Raw genomic sequence first — 16332 nt, forward strand, 5'->3', positions numbered from 1 at the left:
GACGGCGCTCAGAAGCGTGAGGCGACCTCGTAGAGGACGTCGTCGTCGCCCGCGTAGACGCCCTCTCGTCGCGGCCAGTGCGAGATCACGTCGGTGAAACCGAGCTCTTCGGCTCTGCCTGCCATGTCCTCGAAGCGGGCAACGCTCTGGAGGGAGTAGTCGCCTCCGGAGTCGAGCGAGAGGTGGCGCTCGAGCGTGCGCGGATCGCGTCCGATGCTCTCGAGTGCTTGGTCGAGCCGGCGGCCAAGTCCCGCGACGGCCCACCACCACTCCTCGCTCGACACTCCGCCGGGTCCGGTCGTGACCCAGCCCTGCCCACGCGCGGCGACGAGGGCGAGCCCCTTCGGGCCGTTGGCGGCCAGGACGAACGGAACTCGCGGGCGCTGGGCGGGCTCACCGACCATCCGCGCCGAGCGGGCGCTGAAGCACTTCCCTTCCACACGAATGCCTCCCGAGTCCGGCTCCTCGAAGCGCAGGAGCGTGTCGAGGGTCGTTACGAATTCCTCGAAGCGCTCGTGCCGCTGCCGCGGCGAGTACTCCGGCTGCCCGAGCACATGCGCGTCGAAGCCGGTGCCACCCGAGCCGACCCCGAGGATCGTGCGTCCGCCCGAGATGTCGTCGAGGGTGGCGATCTCCTTGGCAAACGGTACCGGGTGCCGGAAGTTCGGCGAGGCGACGAAGGTGCCCAGGCGCAGCGTCTCGGTCACCAGTGCGGCGGCGGTGAGGGTGGGGATGCTCGCGCCCCACGGTTCGTCGGCAAGTGAGCGCCAGGAGAGGTGGTCGTAGGTCCAGGCGTGGTCGAAGCCCAGCCCCTCGGCCGACTGCCACTTCCGGCGGGCCTGGGCCCAGGGGTCCTGCGGGAGGATGACGATGCCGTGTCGCATCGTCCGAGTGTATGAGCGTCGCAGTCAGGGTCCTCGAACGCGGCGACTAGGGCACGCAGCACTCGGGCTGTGCTCCGCGGGTCGCCCTCCCCGGCGGGCATCGGATTCGCCTCCGTCTCTAGGGATGACGGTTGTGGATGTGGGCGTCGCTCCGCCGGGTACGAAACGTCTCCCCTTTCCCGGACGCCCGCGAGGCCCGCGCCGTCCGGGTCGAAGTTGAGCACCCAGACCGCGATTGTCACCTGTCCGGTCGAGGCGCCGAGATTCAGCTGACCCAGCTCTCCCCTGGGCACAAGCAGGTGGTCCATCCTTCCGTTCATCGCGATCCCCGGCCCGAAGGGCGTGGCGGCCACCGGGGAGGGCACGCTCGTCACGGGGGCGGGTGCCCAGTCGCTGACGACGAGCGCGTCGAGGATCAGCGTGGTGCCGCTCGCGGCGGGGTTGCGGGGATCGGTGGGGAGCTCTGCCTCCTCCCGACGGTGAGACGACCGGCCTCCACAGCGCCCCTGCCCTGCCGCCCGCCCCCCTGCCGCCCGCGCTACGCCCGTTCTTTTTCGGCCGTCCCTCGCGGCTCGCGCCGGCCGGCCCATCCCGCCATCTCGGTCGAATCTCGCGCCAGAGCGTCATGACCAGTGTCCGAGGGAGTCCCCTCCACATGCCCCTGCTCCACTGCTCACCACCGATCATCCGCCCCGCGGGCACCCGCAGACGTCTCGACGTCCTCGCGATCGCGGCGGCCGCCCTCGTCAACGAGCGCTTCGTCGATCGACGCTTCAGTGTCCCCGTGCTCGCCGCCGAACTGCGCATCCCCGCGCTGCTGCTGCGGCTGCGCTTCCGGCGCTTCTACGGTCTCGGCCTCGACGAGCATCTCGCCCAGAGCCGCCTGGAGCTGGCGGACGTCCTGATGGCCAGCATCCCTGTCACGCTCGGCGGCCTCGACAGGATCGCCCGCGGCTCGGGTTACCGAAGCACAGCCGAACTCGATCGCGACCATCGGCGGTACCGCCGCTACTCCGCCCTCGCCGCCTGGTTTCGCGCTGCCCCGCGGCCGTCGAGCACGCCCCGGTCGGCAGCCGCTGCGCCCCCGGCGGCCTCCTCAGCGCTGCCCGTCCCGTCCTCTCCGCGCCCGCGTCTCCCCTGCGCGCACCGCGTCCCCGGACGTCGACCCGCTCCGCCTTCGCGGAGTCGACCTCCGCCCGCTCGGCACCGGTGATCCCGCTGAAGCCGCGCCCCTGAGCTGTGTTCCGGAGCGGTACAGTGCGACGATGCACAGCTCCGAGATCCGCCGATGACGACCGTCCGCTACGTCGCGATCGGCGATTCCTTCACCGAGGGCGTCGGCGACGAGCGTCCGGACGGCGCCCCGCGCGGCTGGGCGGACCTCACGGCCGAGGGCTGGGCTGCCGCGATCGGTGAGCGGATCGAGTACGCCAACCTCGCGATCCGCGGTCGCCTGATCGCCCCGATCCTCGCTGAGCAGCTTGAGCCCGCGCTCGCTCTGCGCCCGACCCACCTCTCCTTCAACGGCGGCGGCAACGACATGCTGCGTCCGCGCGCCGACATCGAGCAGATTGCCGACGCCTACCTCCGCGTCCTCGAGCGCTGCGACGAGGAGGGAGTCACCCTGATCGCCCTCTCCGGCCCCGATCCGTCGCCGCGGCTCCCCCTCGGCTCCCTCATCCGGCGCCGCGGCGACGCGCTGACCGATGCGGTGCGGCGTCGGACAGTCCACCGGAGCGACGTCGTCGTCGCCGACACCTGGCACGATCCCGCGTTCGCCGATCCGGCGCTGTGGGCGGAGGACCGCCTGCACCTCGGCCACCGCGGGCACCGTCGGGTCGCCGACCGGGTTCTCCGCTCGCTCGGCGTCACACCGCTCACGCCGCCCGCTGTCGCTCCGGGCCCGCCCGCTGCCGCTTCTGCGCGCCGCGGCACGGTGCAGTACTACCGCCGTCACGTCGCACCCTGGGTGCGGCGGAGACTCACCGGAACCTCCTCCGGCGACGGTCGCGCAGCGAAGTACGGCACCTTCGTCCCCATCGACCCCGCCTGAGGTCTCACCGGCGACGACTGCCGCGCCGGCCCCGGCGTCGCCGTTCACTGTCGACTCTTCGGTGCCGACCCGCTCGGTGCCACCCGCTCAGTGCCACCCGTACCGCGCCGAGAGCACACGGGCGACGGCCTCGTACCGCGCTCGCTCCAGCGCGGCGCCCTCGCGGCGCATCCCCGCCGGGTGCACCCGGAACACGCGCTCAGGATCGACCCAGCTGGGCCGCCCGTCCGCATCCCAGCCACCGGTCCCGACCGCCAGGTAGTCGGTGTGCTCCTTCGAACTCAACCGCACGGCCAGCACCGTTCCCGATTTTTCGACCGCGAGCACGAGCACCGGGCGGTCCTTGCCGCGCCCATCGTCCTCCTCATAGGGCACCCAGGTCCACACGACCTCGCCGGGATCCGGGTCGCCGTCCGGCGTGGGCGCGTAGCCCAGGCGGACGCCGCGCAGGCGCCGCGGATCGACCTCCACGGTGCGGCCGACTCCGCTCGCTCCGGGCGTCGGCGCCGTCGTGCTCAGATACGGGCGCTGCGGCCGCGGGCCGGCGTCCGGTCGTGGAGCGCTCGCGCGACCGAGGAGCCGGAGGAGCAGGGACATGACCGAGCGCGAGGAGGGCACCCCGGAACCCTAGCCCGGATCAGCGCTCCCCCGTCTCTCACGACGCGCGGCCGTGCACAGCACCGGACGGGGTGCCGACTCCGACGAGCCGGCACCCCGTCCGGTGCTGGGGAGGGCGTGACGTCAATCCGCCAGGACGTAGCCTGCCTCGCCGTGGATGGCCGTGTCGATGCCCGCGATCTCGTCCTCGTTCTTCACGCGGAAGCCCATCGTCTTCTGAATGATCCAGCCGATGAGGAGCGTCATCACGAACGAGTAGACCAGGACGGTGAAGGCCGCAAGGGCCTGCTTGCCGAGCTGGCTCGCATCCCCAGTGAGGAACAGGCCCACGCCCGTGCCGAAGAAGCCGATGTACAGCGTTCCGATCAGACCGCCCACCAGGTGCACGCCGACCACGTCGAGCGAGTCGTCATAGCCGAGCCGGTACTTGAGATCAATCGCCAGAGCGCAGACCGCACCGGTGATGACGCCGAGGACGATCGCCCAGAACGGCGACAGGCTCGCGCAGGCCGGGGTGATCGCGACCAGACCCGCGACCGCACCCGAGGCGGCACCGATGGAGGTGGGCTTGCCGTCCTTGATCTTCTCGACGACGAGCCAGCCGAGGATCGCGGCGGCCGGCGCGGCGATGGTGTTCAGGAACGCGATGGCCGCGATGCCGTCGGCCGCGAGTTCGGAGCCGGCGTTGAAGCCGAACCAACCGAACCAGAGTAGTCCGGCGCCCAGGAGCACGAACGGCGGGTTGTGCGGCTGGTGCGCACCCTTGGTGAAGTTGACCCGCTTGCCCAGCACCAGGGCGAGGGCGAGGGCCGCCGCACCGGCGTTGATGTGCACCGCGGTGCCACCGGCGAAGTCGATCGCGCCGACGTTGTAGGCGATCCAGCCGCCGTCCACGACGCTCGCGTCGTCGCCGAGCGTGAAGTTGAAGACCCACGAGGCGACCGGGAAGTAGACGACCGTGGCCCACACGCCGGCGAAGACCATCCAGGCGCCGAACTTCGCGCGGTCGGCGATAGCGCCCGAAATCAGCGCGACGGTGATGATGGCGAAGGTCGCCTGGAACGCGGCGAACGCCAGCGTCGGGTAGGCCGACGTCTGCTCGCCCAGCGCGTCGTTGTAGACGCCCTGCAGGCCGATCTGAGCGGTGTCGATTCCGAGAACGCCGTCGATACCGACGAAGGTGTCGGTGCCGGCGGCGCCCGCCGGGCCGTTGCCGAAGGCGATCGCGTAGCCGTACAGGACCCAGAGGACTCCGATGAGTCCCATGGCTCCGAAGCTGAGCATCATCATGCTAATGACGCTCTTTGCACGCACCAGGCCGCCGTAGAAGAAGGCGAGCCCGGGGGTCATGAGCAGGACCAGCGCGGCTGCGATGAGCAGGAACGCGGTGTTGCCTTGATCCATTGTTGAACCTCTCGTGAGTGTGCAGAGAAAAGCCCGGAGCGAGGACGCTGCGTCGGTGCACGGCCTGGAGACACGCGGGTGTCGGGTCACCTCGGGTAGCCGACAGTCTGGTCGAGAGAGGTTTCATTCCGTGCGGTACCGCGTTTCGCGGAGGTTACGGCAGAGGCCGCTGTGTAAAAAGCGCGTTACGCCATGCTGGCGATCGGCACGACGACATCCCCGGGTTCGCCGGGAGAAGCGCTGATCCGGAGCTAGGAGCGGGACGCCATCGAGGTCAGCGCGATCAGTCGCGACATCGAGCGCAGGTACTTTTTGCGGTACCCGCCGCTGAGCATGTCGCCGCCGAAGACCTCGTCCAGCGGTGTTCCGGCCGCGAGCACCGGGATCTGCGCGTCGTAGACCCGGTCGATGAACGCCACCAGGCGCAACGCGTCGGTCTGGTCAGTGAGGGCCGTGACGTCGCGGAGCACGATCGTGTCGACGCCGTCGATTACCTTGATGTAGCGCGAGGGGTGCACCGTCCCCAGGTGGCGCACCGCGTCGGCGAACGAATCGTCGGTGATGACGGAACCGGCCGGGACGGCCGCGACGAGCGCGTCGATCTCGTTATCGGTGCGCACCACGGCATGGCCCTCGAGGTCGCGGCGGCGGTAGTCGGTGCCGTCGATCCGCATCGTCTCGAAGTGTGCGGCCATCGACTGGATCTCGCGGAGGAAGTCGGCGGCGGCGAAGCGCCCCTCGCCCAGGGCGTTCGGCGGGGTGTTCGAGGTCGCCGCGATGCGCGTCCCGGAGGCGACGAGCTCGCCGAGCAGGCGCGTCATCAGCATCGTGTCACCCGGGTCGTCCAGCTCGAACTCGTCGATGCAGAGCAGCGCAGAGCCCTTCAGGAGCGAGACGGTCGCCGCGTAGCCGAGGGCGCCGACGAGCGCGGTGTACTCGATGAAGGTGCCGAAGTAAGTCCGGCCCGGCACCGCGTGCCAGATCGCCGCGAGCAGGTGGGTCTTGCCGACGCCGAAGCCGCCGTCGAGGTAAACACCCGGCTTGAGCGCCGGCGCCTTCTTCCTTCCGAAGCCGAGGAAGCCGCCTCCGCCGCCCTTCAATCCGCCGCCCGCCGCGAACGCGCGCAGCGCTTCGACCGCTCCGGCTTGCGAGGGATACTCGGGGTCTGGGCGGTAGCTCTCGAAGGTGGCGCCCTCGAACTGGCGTGGGGGTACCAGGGTCGAGGCGATCTCGTGCCCGCTGATGTGGGGCGAGCGCGCGGTCAGACTGCTCGTCGGTTGGACGTCATCGGGGCTCACTCGCTTCTCGCATCCTGCGCAGGGCGCAGGGCCGTGCGCTCGAGGGGCGGTCGTATCGGGCACACAACCGCCGCGGTTCTGTGTCGAACTCTTACGGTGCCCGCCGTGCGGCGTCGTCCGCGGACGCGTACTGTCGCTGAAGGGCGGGCCCCAGCGTAGCCCGCCGTGGAATCACACCCGCGCTCCGCGCACCATCCTGGAGGTCCTCCTTTGTCCGTCGAAACCGATCCGTCGCCGAAGTTCGCCTCCTACGCTCACCCCGAACGGCTCGTCAGCGCCGACTGGCTCGAGCAGCGCCTCGGCACTCCCGGCTTGGTCGTCGTCGAGTCCGACGAGGACGTCCTGCTCTACGAGACCGGCCACATCCCCGGCTCGGTCAAGATCGACTGGCACACCGACCTCAACGACCCGGTGCAGCGCGACTACATCGATGGAGCCGCGTTCGCCGCGCTCGTCGGCGGCAAGGGCATCGCCCGTGACACCACCGTCGTCATCTACGGCGACAAGAGCAACTGGTGGGCCGCGTACGCGCTCTGGGTCTTCACCCTCTTCGGCCACGAGGACGTCCGCCTCCTGGACGGCGGCCGCGACAAGTGGATCGCCGAGGGTCGCCCCACGACCACCGAGGCCTCCTCGCCCGAGCCGGCCGAGTACCCGGAGATCGAGCGCAGCGACGCCGAGATCCGCGCCTTCAAGGACGATGTACTCGCCCACTTCGGCAACCCGCTGATCGACGTCCGCTCCCCCGAGGAGTTCACCGGCCAGCGCACCACCGCGCCGGCCTACCCGGAGGAGGGCTCCCTGCGCGCCGGACACATCCCGAGCGCGCAGAACGTGCCGTGGGGTAAGGCCGCAGCCGAGGACGGGACCTTCCGCCCCCTGGGTGAGCTGAACGGCATCTACCGCGAGGGCGCGGGCCTGAAGGACGGCGACTCCGTCATCGCCTACTGCCGCATCGGCGAGCGCTCCGCGCACACCTGGTTCGTGCTGACCCACCTCCTCGGCTTCGAGGGCGTCCGCAACTACGACGGCTCCTGGACCGAGTGGGGCAGCGCCGTTCGCGTCCCGATCGTGCAGGGCGCGGAGCCCGGCGAGGGCCCCGACGCCCGCTGAGCGTCACGACGAAGGCCGAGAGAACCCGACGAGGGCCGGATCGGACCTCTCGGCCTTCAGGGTGAGGGCCCTTCGCCCCGCATCCCGATGAGACACTGGACTCGATGACTGACTCGACGCTCCCCGACGCTCTGCGCACCATTCGCGAGGAGTTCCTCGCCCTCGAGAAGCCGGAGCGTCTGCAGCTGCTCCTCGAGTTTTCGAACGAACTCCCCGAGCTGCCCGAGCGCTACCGCGACCACCCCGACCTCTTCGAGCGCGTCGAGGAATGCCAGGCGCCGGTGTTCATCGTCGTCGACATTGCGGGAGGCATCGTGCACCTGCACGCGACGGCTCCCCGGGAGGCGCCCACGACCCGCGGTTTCGCGTCGATCCTCGCGCAGGGGCTTGCCGGGCTCACCGCCGAGCAGGTGCTCGCCGTCCCGGACGACTTCCCGCAGACCATCGGGCTCTCGGAGGCGGTGTCGCCGCTGCGCCTGCGCGGGATGACGGCCCTGCTCGGCCGGACCAAGCGGCAGGTCCGCGCGCACCTCGCCGCATGATCCTCCAGCCGCTGATTCCCGCCGGTCGCCCGATCGTGCTCGGCGAGGAGGGCGCGCGGGCGGCCGTCGCCGACGCGTGGCGCCCCGCCGATGCCGTACGGGTGCGGCTCAACATGATCGCCAGCATCACCGGCTCGAGCATCGGCGCGGACGGCACCAGCGAGACCCTCACCAATCGGGTCGACCGTACGATCCTGGGGGTGATCCGCGAGCAGGCCGACGTGGTTCTCGTCGGAGCGGCGAGTGTCCGCGCCGAGGGTTACCGGCTGCCCAAGCGGGTCCCGCTTGCCGTCGTCTCCACGTCGGGCAATCTGGCCGGGCACCGCCTCGAGATGGCGGAGGGTTCCCGGGTACTGCTGCTGGTCCCGGAGTCGCGCGGCCCGGTCGAGGGGCTCCCCGCCGGAGTCGAGGTGGTCGCCGTCCCCTCCGACTCGGAGCGTCTTAGCGTAGAAGCGCTGCTGGACGCGCTCGCCGCTCGCGGACTGCACCGCGTGGTTTGCGAGGGCGGCGCCTCCCTCTCCGGGCAGTTCCTCGCCTCCGGCCGGGTCGATGAGTTCTGCCTCACCACGTCCCCCCGCGTCGTCCTCCCCGGCCTGCCGGTCGCGACCGGTGCGGTGGACGTGGACGACGCATACAGCCTCGTTCTGCTGGCTGCTGATGACCGCGGGGCCGTCTACGCCCGCTGGAGTCGCTCGAGCTGACTGACCGAGCTGACCGGCCCGCGTCCGGCGTGCCTTCACCTCCCCGGCGCGCCGAAACCCTAGTCTGCGATCGTGCCCGAATTCCCAGCGTCGTCCCAGCTCCCCGAGGAGTTCCGGGTCGCGACGGAGTCGATCCGCGCCGCTGCGACGCGCGCCGAGCTCACCGTGTCCAAGATCACCTCGCCCGCCGGCCTCGCCCCGTGGGCGCTCGCCCTCTCGGGCGACGTTTCGCCGACCGCGCACGGCCGCGACTCCGAACTGGGCACCGGCCGCTTCATCCTGCTCTACGACCGCGACGAGCCGGAGCAGTGGGGCGGCCCCTTCCGCGTCGTCTGCTTCGCCCAGGCGCCGCTCGAGGTCGAGATCGGCACCGACCCCTTCCTCGCCGAGGTCGCCTGGTCCTGGCTGATCGACTCGCTCGAGTCGCGTGGCGCCGCTTACTCCGCCGCGTCCGGCACGGCCACCAAGGTCCTCTCCACCGGCTTCGGCGAGCTCGCCGCGCAGGGCGACGGCGCCCAGATCGAGATCCGGGCCTCCTGGAGTCCGGAAGATGCGCAGCTCGCCGCACACATGGAAGGGTGGGGGGAGCTGTTGTGCATGCTTGCGGGTCTCCCGCCCGTAGCGAGCGACGGTGTGACCTCGCTCGCCTTCCGACGGAACAACCGTGATTGATTACCGTGTTCTCTCCACGCCCGACGAGTTCCTCGCCGCGGTTGACGCTCTCGCTGCAGGTGAGGGCCCCGTCGCTGTCGACGCCGAGCGTGCCTCCGGCTTCACCTACTCGCAGCGGGCCTATCTGATCCAGGTCTATCGGCGCGGCGCCGGGGCATTCCTCTTCGATCCCCCTGCCATTGGGCGGATGGACGCGCTGCAGGCGGTCATCGGGCAGGAGGAGTGGGTGCTGCACGCCGCCAGTCAGGACCTCGCCTGCCTGCGCGAGGTCGGTCTCGACCCGGTGCGGATCTTCGACACCGAGCTGGCCGCTCGACTTCTCGGCCTGCCCAGAGTCGGCCTCGGCGCCGTTGTCGAGGATCTGCTCGGCATCCACCTCGCGAAGGAGCATTCGGCCGCCGACTGGTCGACCCGCCCCCTCCCGCAGAGCTGGCTCGTGTACGCCGCGAAGGACGTCGAGCTGCTCGTCGATCTGCGCGACCGCATGGAGGAGATGCTCATTGCCGCGCGCAAGACGCGGATCGCCCGTGAGGAGTTCGAGGCGACCCTCGCCCGAGCTCCCAAGATCGTCCCGCCGGACCCGTGGCGCCGCCTCTCCGGTGTGCATTCCCTGCGCGGCCTGCGCCCGCTGGCCGTCGCCCGCGAACTCTGGCTGGCTCGCGATGCGTTCGCCCGCGAGCGCGACATCGCCCCCGGCCGTCTGATCCCCGACGCCTCGATCATCGCCGTCGCCCGCAACATCCCTACCAGCATCGGTCAGCTCTCCGGTCGACGCGACTTCACCGGACGCGCCAGTCGCGGCGAGGTCGAGCGCTGGTGGGCTGCCATCGAGCGCGCAACGACGACGGAGGACCTGCCGAGCCCGACTCGCCCGGCGGCCGACACGCTCCCTCCGCCTCGTGCCTGGGGCGACCGCAACCCTGCGGCCGACGCGCGGCTGAAGGCCGGGCGCGCCGTCGTCACCGAGATCGCTGAGCTGCTCTCGATGCCGGTCGAGAACCTGCTCACTCCGGAACTGCTGCGCCGGGTAGCCTGGAACCCGCCGGAGCCGCTGACCGCAGAGTCGATCGCCACCGAGCTGAGTCGCGCCGGCGCCCGTGTCTGGCAGGTCAAGGCCACCTCGGGCTCGATCGCGACCGCGTTTGTCGACGCGGCCCAAGTGCAGGACGAGGGCATGGAAACCCCTTCGTAGGATGCAGCAAAGGATTCCGGTCGCGCCGTGCCGGTTCCTACCATCGACGGCGACCGTGAGTTCCTGGGAGGCATTGTGGCCGAGAGATCCGAAGTCGTGTTCGTGGACGGAGTCCGCACTCCGTTCGGGCGTGCCGGCGAGAAGGGCATGTATTGGCAGACCCGAGCCGACGACCTTGTCGTCAAGGCGATGATCGGGCTGCTGGAGCGCAACGGCGCGCTGCCGAAAGAGCGGGTGGACGAGGTGGCCATCGCCGCCACCACCCAGCAGGGCGATCAGGGCCTGACCCTCGGCCGCACGGCGGCGCTGCTCGCCGGACTGCCGAAGTCCGTGCCTGGCTTCGCCATCGACCGCATGTGTGCCGGAGCGATGACTTCGGTCACCGCCACCGCGGGCGGCATCGCGTTCGGCGCCTACGACGTCGTCCTGGCGGGCGGCGTGGAGCACATGGGCCGGCACCCGATGGGATTCGGCGCCGACCCGAACCCACGCTTCCTCTCGGAGCGCCTCGTCGGTGAGGACGCGCTCAACATGGGCCGGACCGCCGAGCGGATCCACGACCGCTTCCCACACCTGACCAAGGAGCGCGCCGACCACTACGCCCTGCGCAGCCAGCAGAAGCTCGCCGCCGCGTACGCCGCAGGCAGCATCCAGCCGGACCTGGTTCCGATCGCCACGCGCAGCGCCTCCGGGTGGGGCCTCGCGACGGCCGATGAGGCGCCGCGCCCGAGACGACCCTCGAGGGGCTCGCGGGGCTGCGCACTCCCTTCCGCCCGCACGGCCGCGTCACCGCGGGTAATTCGTCCGGCCTCAATGACGGGGCGACCGTGTCGCTTCTGGCGAGCGCGGAGGCCGCGAAGGAGCTGGGCTTGTCGACGAAGATGCGGATGGTGAGCTTCGCGTACGCGGGAGTCGAGCCGGAAATCATGGGCATCGGACCCGTGCCCTCGACCGAGAAGGCGCTCCGCAAGGCGGACCTGAGCGTCGAGGACATCGGGCTGTTCGAACTCAACGAGGCATTCGCCGTGCAGGTGCTCTCCTTCCTCGACCACTTCGGCCTCGACGACGACGACCCGCGGGTCAACGAGTACGGCGGAGCGATCGCGGTCGGCCATCCGCTCGCCTCCTCGGGCGTGCGGCTGATGATCCAGCTCGCCCGGCAGTTCGAGGCGCACCCCGAGGTGCGCTACGGCCTGACCGCGCTCTGCGTGGGCCTCGGCCAGGGCGGCACAGTGATCTGGGAGAACCCGCACTTCGATGGCAAGCGCGGACGACGGAAGGGACGCTGACCCATGCTCGACGGATTCGAGAACCTCCTGGACCTCGCCGAGGGCGAGGTCGTTACCCACTCCTACGTCCGCGACGTGCCGCTGCCCAGCGGCCGCACGCTCGCCCTGATCACGCTCGACAACGATCGCGACCACACCCGCCCCAACACCTTCGGACCGGCCTCGCTCTTCGAGCTGGCGGACGTCCTGATCGCGCAGAAGGAACGCGCGTCGCGTGGCGAGATCCAAGCCGTCGGCATCACGGGGAAGCCGTTCATCCTCGCCGCAGGAGCCGACCTCAGCAAGGTCGGGACGATCCCCACCCGTGAGCTCGGCCGCCAGCTGGCGCGGCTGGGCCACCGCACCCTCGGGATGCTCGCCGAGCTGGGAGTACCGTCCTTCGCCTTCATCAACGGGCTCGCGCTCGGCGGCGGCACCGAGATCGGCTTGAACGCCGACTACCGCACTGTCGACTCCTCCATTCCGGCGCTCGGCCTTCCCGAGGTCTTTCTCGGCATCATTCCCGGCTGGGGCGGTGCCTGGCTGCTGCCGAACCTGATCGGGATCGAGAACGCCCTGAAGGTCGTCGTCGAGAACCCGCTGAAGAACAACCGCACCCTCAAGGGCCAGGAGGTGTTCGACCTCGGCATCGCGGACGCGATCTTTGCCCCGGCGACTTTCCTCGAGGACTCGCTGCGCTGGGCCGACGGCGTGATCGGCGGCTCCGTGACGGTGGAGCGGCCGAATGCGCCCGGCAAGCTGGAGCGCTTGGTCAAGTGGGACGTCGCCATCTCGATCGCGCGTAAGCAGCTGGAGTCGCGCATCGGCACCGTCGCGGCCGCGCCGTACCGGGCGCTGGAGCTGCTCAAGGCGGCGAAGAACACCACTCGCGAGGAGGGATTCGCCGCCGAGGACGAGGCGCTGGCCGACCTGATCTCGGGAGATCAGTTTCGCGCCAGCATCTACGCGTTCGACCTGGTGCAGAAGCGGGCCAAGCGCCCGGCCGGCGCGCCCGACAAGGCGCTCGCGAAGCCCGTCACGAAGGTCGGAGTGGTCGGCGCGGGTCTCATGGCGTCGCAATTCGCCCTGCTCTTTCTCCGTCGCCTCCAGGTGCCGGTGGTCATCACCGACCTCGATCAGGAGCGCGTCGACAAGGGAGTAGCGGGCATCCACGCCGAGATCGACGTACTGCTGGCGAAGGGCCGGATCTCCCCCGACGACGCCAACCGCCTCCGCGCCCTGATCACCGGCACGACCGACCGCTCCGACTTCGCCGACGCCGACTGGGTGATCGAGGCCGTCTTCGAGGAGCTGTCGGTGAAGCAGGAGGTGTTCGCTGACATCGAGCGCTACGTCTCGCCGACGGCGGTCCTCGCGACCAACACGTCCTCGCTCTCCGTCGAGCGGATCGGTGAGCGGCTGCAGCATCCGGAGCGACTTGTGGGCTTCCACTTCTTCAATCCGGTCGCGGTGATGCCGCTCATCGAGGTGGTCCGGACGCCGCACACCGACGACGAGACCCTCTCGACCGCGATGGTGACCGCCGCGAAACTCAAGAAGAACGCGGTCATCACCCGAGACACCCCGGGCTTCGTGGTCAACCGCGTGCTGGCGAAGGTCCTGGGCGAGGCGATGCACGCCGTCGACACCGGCACCCCGTTCGAGGTCGTCGAGCAGTCACTCGCTCCGTTCGGCCTGCCGATGACCCCGTTCGAACTGCTCGAGCTGGTCGGCCTCAAGGTCGGCGCGCACGTCCTCGACACGCACCATGCCGCGTTCCCCGACCGCTTCTTCGAAAGCGCCAACCTGCACCGTCTCGCCGAACTCGGCCATGTCTTCGAGCGGGATGCGAAGGGCCGAGTGAAAGGCGTCGACAAGCGCGCGGTCGCGATCGTCGCGGGCGGTACGGAGCCGATGACGGCCGAGCAGCTGCGGCTGCGCGTCGAAACGGGTCTCGCTGACGAGGTGAAGCGGATGCTGGACGACGACATCGTGCACGCCGCCGAGGACATCGACCTCTGCCTCATTCTCGGCGCCGGCTACCCGTTCCAGATGGGTGGGCTCACGCCCTACCTTGACCGTGCCGGCGCCAGCGAGCGTGCCTTCGCAGACACCTTCCACCACCCGGCCATCCGCGGCGTCGACTGACCAGGGAGGGGCGCCGGAGCCTCCTCCGCTCCGACGCCCCTCACCCGACGCCGCTCTTTCGCGCCTCCTCGGACGGATTCCTCCCGCTCCGCCCCTCCTTCGATGCTCCGCCCAGCTTCGCCGCTTCGCCGCTTTGTCGCTGAGCCGCTGAGCCGCCGCATCGACGCTCCGCCCTACCTATCCCATCCTCCGATGTGCAGGGGATCGTCCGATGTGCAGGGGATCGTCCGATGTGGAGGGCTTTGTTCGACCAGGTAATTGTGCGGTCTGCAGGACATCGTGCGGTCTGCAGGAGAAGATGCCATGAGCAGGGGATCGGGCCCTTCGGGACCACCTTGAGCGGTAAAATCGTCGATCCGACACAGGAGCCCTGCGAATCGCACCGTCCCCTGCGAATCGCACCGTCCCCTGCAAATCGCACTCCGGCTCAAGAGCCGCCCGCCAGGAGCCGCCTCGTCAGTCGCTGCGGGCGCCGTCCCGGGCAGCGACCTCGTCCGGCAGCGGACGGGCGACCGGGATCTTGCTACCCAGTACCTGCGCGACCACGTCGCGGGCGATGTGCTGGGGAGTGAGTCCCACGTCTTCGAGGATTTCCTCGCGCTTCGCGTGGTCGAGGAACTGGTCGGGCAGCCCGAGTTCGGTCACCGCGGTGTCCACGCCTGCCTCGCGCAGATCCTGGCGGATCCGGGTGCCAATACCGCCGACGCGCACGCCGTCTTCGATCGAGACGAGGATGCGGTGCTCGCGGGCTAGCTCGATGATGCTGGCGGGTACGGGCACCACCCAGCGCGGGTCAACAACCGTCGCTCCGATCCCCTGGGCCGCGAGCCGCTGGGCGACGTCGAGCCCGATCGCAGCCATCGGCCCGACCGTGACCAGCAGCACGTCCCTGCGCTCGGCGCACGCGAGCACATCGACCCCGTCGTCGAGGCGCTCGATCGCGTCGATCTCGCCGCCGACGCTCCCCTTCGAAAAGCGCACGACGGTCGGCGCGTCGGTGACTCCGACGGCCTCACGCAGCTCCTCGCGCAGGCGCACGGAGTCGCGCGGCGCTGCGAGGCGGATGTTCGGTATGACCTGGAGGATCGCGAGATCCCACATGCCGTGGTGGCTCGGTCCGTCCGGCCCCGTTACTCCTGCGCGGTCCAGGACGAAAGTGACGCCCGCCCGGTGCAGCGCGACGTCCATCAGCACCTGGTCGAAGGCACGGTTCACGAAGGTTGCGTAGAGGGCGACGACGGGGTGCAGACCGCCGAAGGCGAGTCCCGCGGCGGAGGTCACTGCGTGCTGCTCCGCGATCCCCACGTCGAAGACGCGCTCCGGGTACTTCTCGGCGAGACGGTCGAGCCCCACCGGGCGGAGCATCGCGGCCGTGATCCCGACGATGGTCGGATCCTCGTCGGCGAGGGTGACGATCTCCTCGGCGAACACCGACGTCCACGAGGGAGCGCCGGCCGCGCTCAGCGGCTCGCCGGTCTCGGGGTCGATCTGACCGACCGCGTGGAACTGGTCGGCCAGATCGTGAACGGCCGGACCGAAGCCCTTGCCCTTCTGCGTGATCGCGTGCACGATTACTGGCTGGCCGTAGTCCTTCGCCTGCTGAAGGGCCTCCTCCATCGCGGTCAGGTCGTGGCCGTCGATGGGGCCCAAATACTTGATGTCGAGGTTGGAGTAAAGCGCCTCGTTGTTGATGAAGCGACTGAGGAATCCGTGCAGGCCGCCGCGCATCCCGCGGTACATGGCCGCGGCGGGTTCGCCCAGCCGCTCCGAGACGGCGCGGGAGCCGTGGTGCATCGTGCGGTAGGTCGGCCGAGTGCGGACACCGTTGAGGAATCGGGCCATGCCGCCGATGGTTGGCGCGTAGGAGCGGCCGTTGTCGTTGACCACGATCACCAGGCCGCGGGCGTTGTCGTCGCTGATGTTGTTCAGCGCCTCCCAGGTCATGCCGCCGGTCAGGGCCCCGTCGCCCACCACTGCGACGACGTGGCGATCGGTCTGGCCGGTCATGGTGAAGGCGCGGGAGATGCCGTCCGCCCAGGAGAGCGAGCTGGAGGCGTGCGAGCTCTCGACGATGTCGTGCGGCGACTCCCTCCGCTGCGGGTAGCCGGCGAGGCCACCCCGCTGACGGAGCTTCGAGAAGTCCTGACGCCCGGTCAGCAGCTTGTGCACATACGACTGGTGTCCAGTGTCGAAGACGATCGCGTCGTGCGGCGAATCAAAGACCCGGTGGATCGCGATGGTGGTCTCAACGACGCCGAGGTTCGGACCGAGGTGTCCGCCGGTCTTCGAAACCTCGCGCACGAGGAAGTCGCGGATCTCCTGCGCCAGCGTCTCGAGCTCTGCCGTGGTCAGGCGATCGAGATCGCGCGGACCGGCGATGGTCTCGAGAACAGCCATGCGCGCCGCCTTCCGGGTCGTGATCGAGGTGGGTGAGGTCTC

At 70.0% G+C, this 16332-nt stretch carries 13 protein-coding genes and 1 pseudogene; 9 read left to right on the forward strand and 5 right to left on the reverse strand.

The features are described from left to right. Window positions 1-8 precede the first annotated feature (8 nt). Window positions 9-884, reverse strand: a complete 876-nt coding sequence (locus tag C1O28_RS06040) for an LLM class flavin-dependent oxidoreductase (protein ID WP_097165948.1) — start codon at window positions 882-884, stop codon at window positions 9-11. Window positions 885-1539: 655 nt separating this feature from the next. On the opposite strand from C1O28_RS06040, the gene C1O28_RS06045 reads away from it, so the two are divergent. Both C1O28_RS06045 and C1O28_RS06050 read left to right on the forward strand, forming a co-directional pair. Further along, window positions 1540-2097, forward strand: coding sequence for a hypothetical protein (locus C1O28_RS06045; protein ID WP_127821457.1), 558 nt, complete (start codon window positions 1540-1542; stop codon window positions 2095-2097). Window positions 2098-2172: 75 nt separating this feature from the next. Further along, window positions 2173-2937, forward strand: coding sequence for an SGNH/GDSL hydrolase family protein (locus C1O28_RS06050; protein WP_097165946.1), 765 nt, complete (start codon window positions 2173-2175; stop codon window positions 2935-2937). 87 nt (window positions 2938-3024) lie between these two features. Here the strand turns inward: C1O28_RS06050 and C1O28_RS06055 are convergent, their stop codons facing one another. The 3 genes from C1O28_RS06055 to zapE form a co-directional block, all read right to left on the reverse strand. After that, the gene (locus C1O28_RS06055) at window positions 3025-3555 is read right to left on the reverse strand and encodes a type II toxin-antitoxin system PemK/MazF family toxin (protein ID WP_243392028.1); all 531 of its coding nucleotides are present in this window, start codon (window positions 3553-3555) and stop codon (window positions 3025-3027) included. Window positions 3556-3678: 123 nt separating this feature from the next. Continuing rightward, a complete protein-coding gene (locus C1O28_RS06060; RefSeq protein ID WP_097165945.1) occupies window positions 3679-4959 on the reverse strand; it encodes an ammonium transporter in 1281 nt (426 codons plus the stop codon). Between the two features lie 251 nt (window positions 4960-5210). Continuing rightward, window positions 5211-6257: a cell division protein ZapE gene (gene zapE / locus C1O28_RS06065; protein WP_097165944.1), complete on the reverse strand. Its 1047-nt coding sequence runs from the start codon at window positions 6255-6257 to the stop codon at window positions 5211-5213. A 210-nt stretch (window positions 6258-6467) separates the two neighbouring features. Between zapE and C1O28_RS06070 the strand changes: the two genes are divergently transcribed. The 7 genes and pseudogenes from C1O28_RS06070 to C1O28_RS06100 all read left to right on the forward strand — a co-directional run bounded on the left by C1O28_RS06070 (window position 6468) and on the right by C1O28_RS06100 (window position 13893). Continuing rightward, entirely contained in the window at window positions 6468-7370 is a 903-nt protein-coding gene (locus tag C1O28_RS06070) for a sulfurtransferase (protein ID WP_097165943.1), read from the forward strand. A 104-nt stretch (window positions 7371-7474) separates the two neighbouring features. Then, window positions 7475-7912, forward strand: coding sequence for a SufE family protein (locus C1O28_RS06075; protein ID WP_097165942.1), 438 nt, complete (start codon window positions 7475-7477; stop codon window positions 7910-7912). Continuing rightward, a complete protein-coding gene (locus tag C1O28_RS06080; RefSeq protein ID WP_097165941.1) occupies window positions 7909-8613 on the forward strand; it encodes a dihydrofolate reductase family protein in 705 nt (234 codons plus the stop codon). The genes C1O28_RS06075 and C1O28_RS06080 overlap by 4 nt, the downstream gene beginning before the upstream one ends. A gap of 72 nt (window positions 8614-8685) precedes the next feature. Then, window positions 8686-9285 (forward strand): DUF3000 domain-containing protein, encoded by a 600-nt coding sequence (locus tag C1O28_RS06085; protein ID WP_097165940.1) that lies wholly within the window; start codon window positions 8686-8688, stop codon window positions 9283-9285. Next, on the forward strand, window positions 9278-10477 hold the full coding sequence (locus tag C1O28_RS06090; protein ID WP_097165939.1) for a ribonuclease D: 1200 nt from the start codon (window positions 9278-9280) through the stop codon (window positions 10475-10477). Before C1O28_RS06085 ends, C1O28_RS06090 begins: the two co-directional genes overlap by 8 nt. Window positions 10478-10624: 147 nt before the next feature. Continuing rightward, window positions 10625-11766 (forward strand): annotated as a pseudogene (locus C1O28_RS06095) (thiolase family protein). Window positions 11767-11769: 3 nt separating this feature from the next. After that, window positions 11770-13893 (forward strand): 3-hydroxyacyl-CoA dehydrogenase NAD-binding domain-containing protein, encoded by a 2124-nt coding sequence (locus C1O28_RS06100; RefSeq protein WP_097165938.1) that lies wholly within the window; start codon window positions 11770-11772, stop codon window positions 13891-13893. Between the two features lie 456 nt (window positions 13894-14349). Here C1O28_RS06100 and dxs read toward each other — a convergent pair whose 3' ends face one another. Continuing rightward, on the reverse strand, window positions 14350-16290 hold the full coding sequence (gene dxs, locus C1O28_RS06105; RefSeq protein ID WP_097165937.1) for a 1-deoxy-D-xylulose-5-phosphate synthase: 1941 nt from the start codon (window positions 16288-16290) through the stop codon (window positions 14350-14352). Between the last annotated feature and the right edge of the window lie 42 nt (window positions 16291-16332).

This window comes from Rathayibacter rathayi (assembly GCF_004011095.1).
In the GTDB taxonomy this organism is placed as follows: Bacteria; Actinomycetota; Actinomycetes; order Actinomycetales; family Microbacteriaceae; genus Rathayibacter; species Rathayibacter rathayi.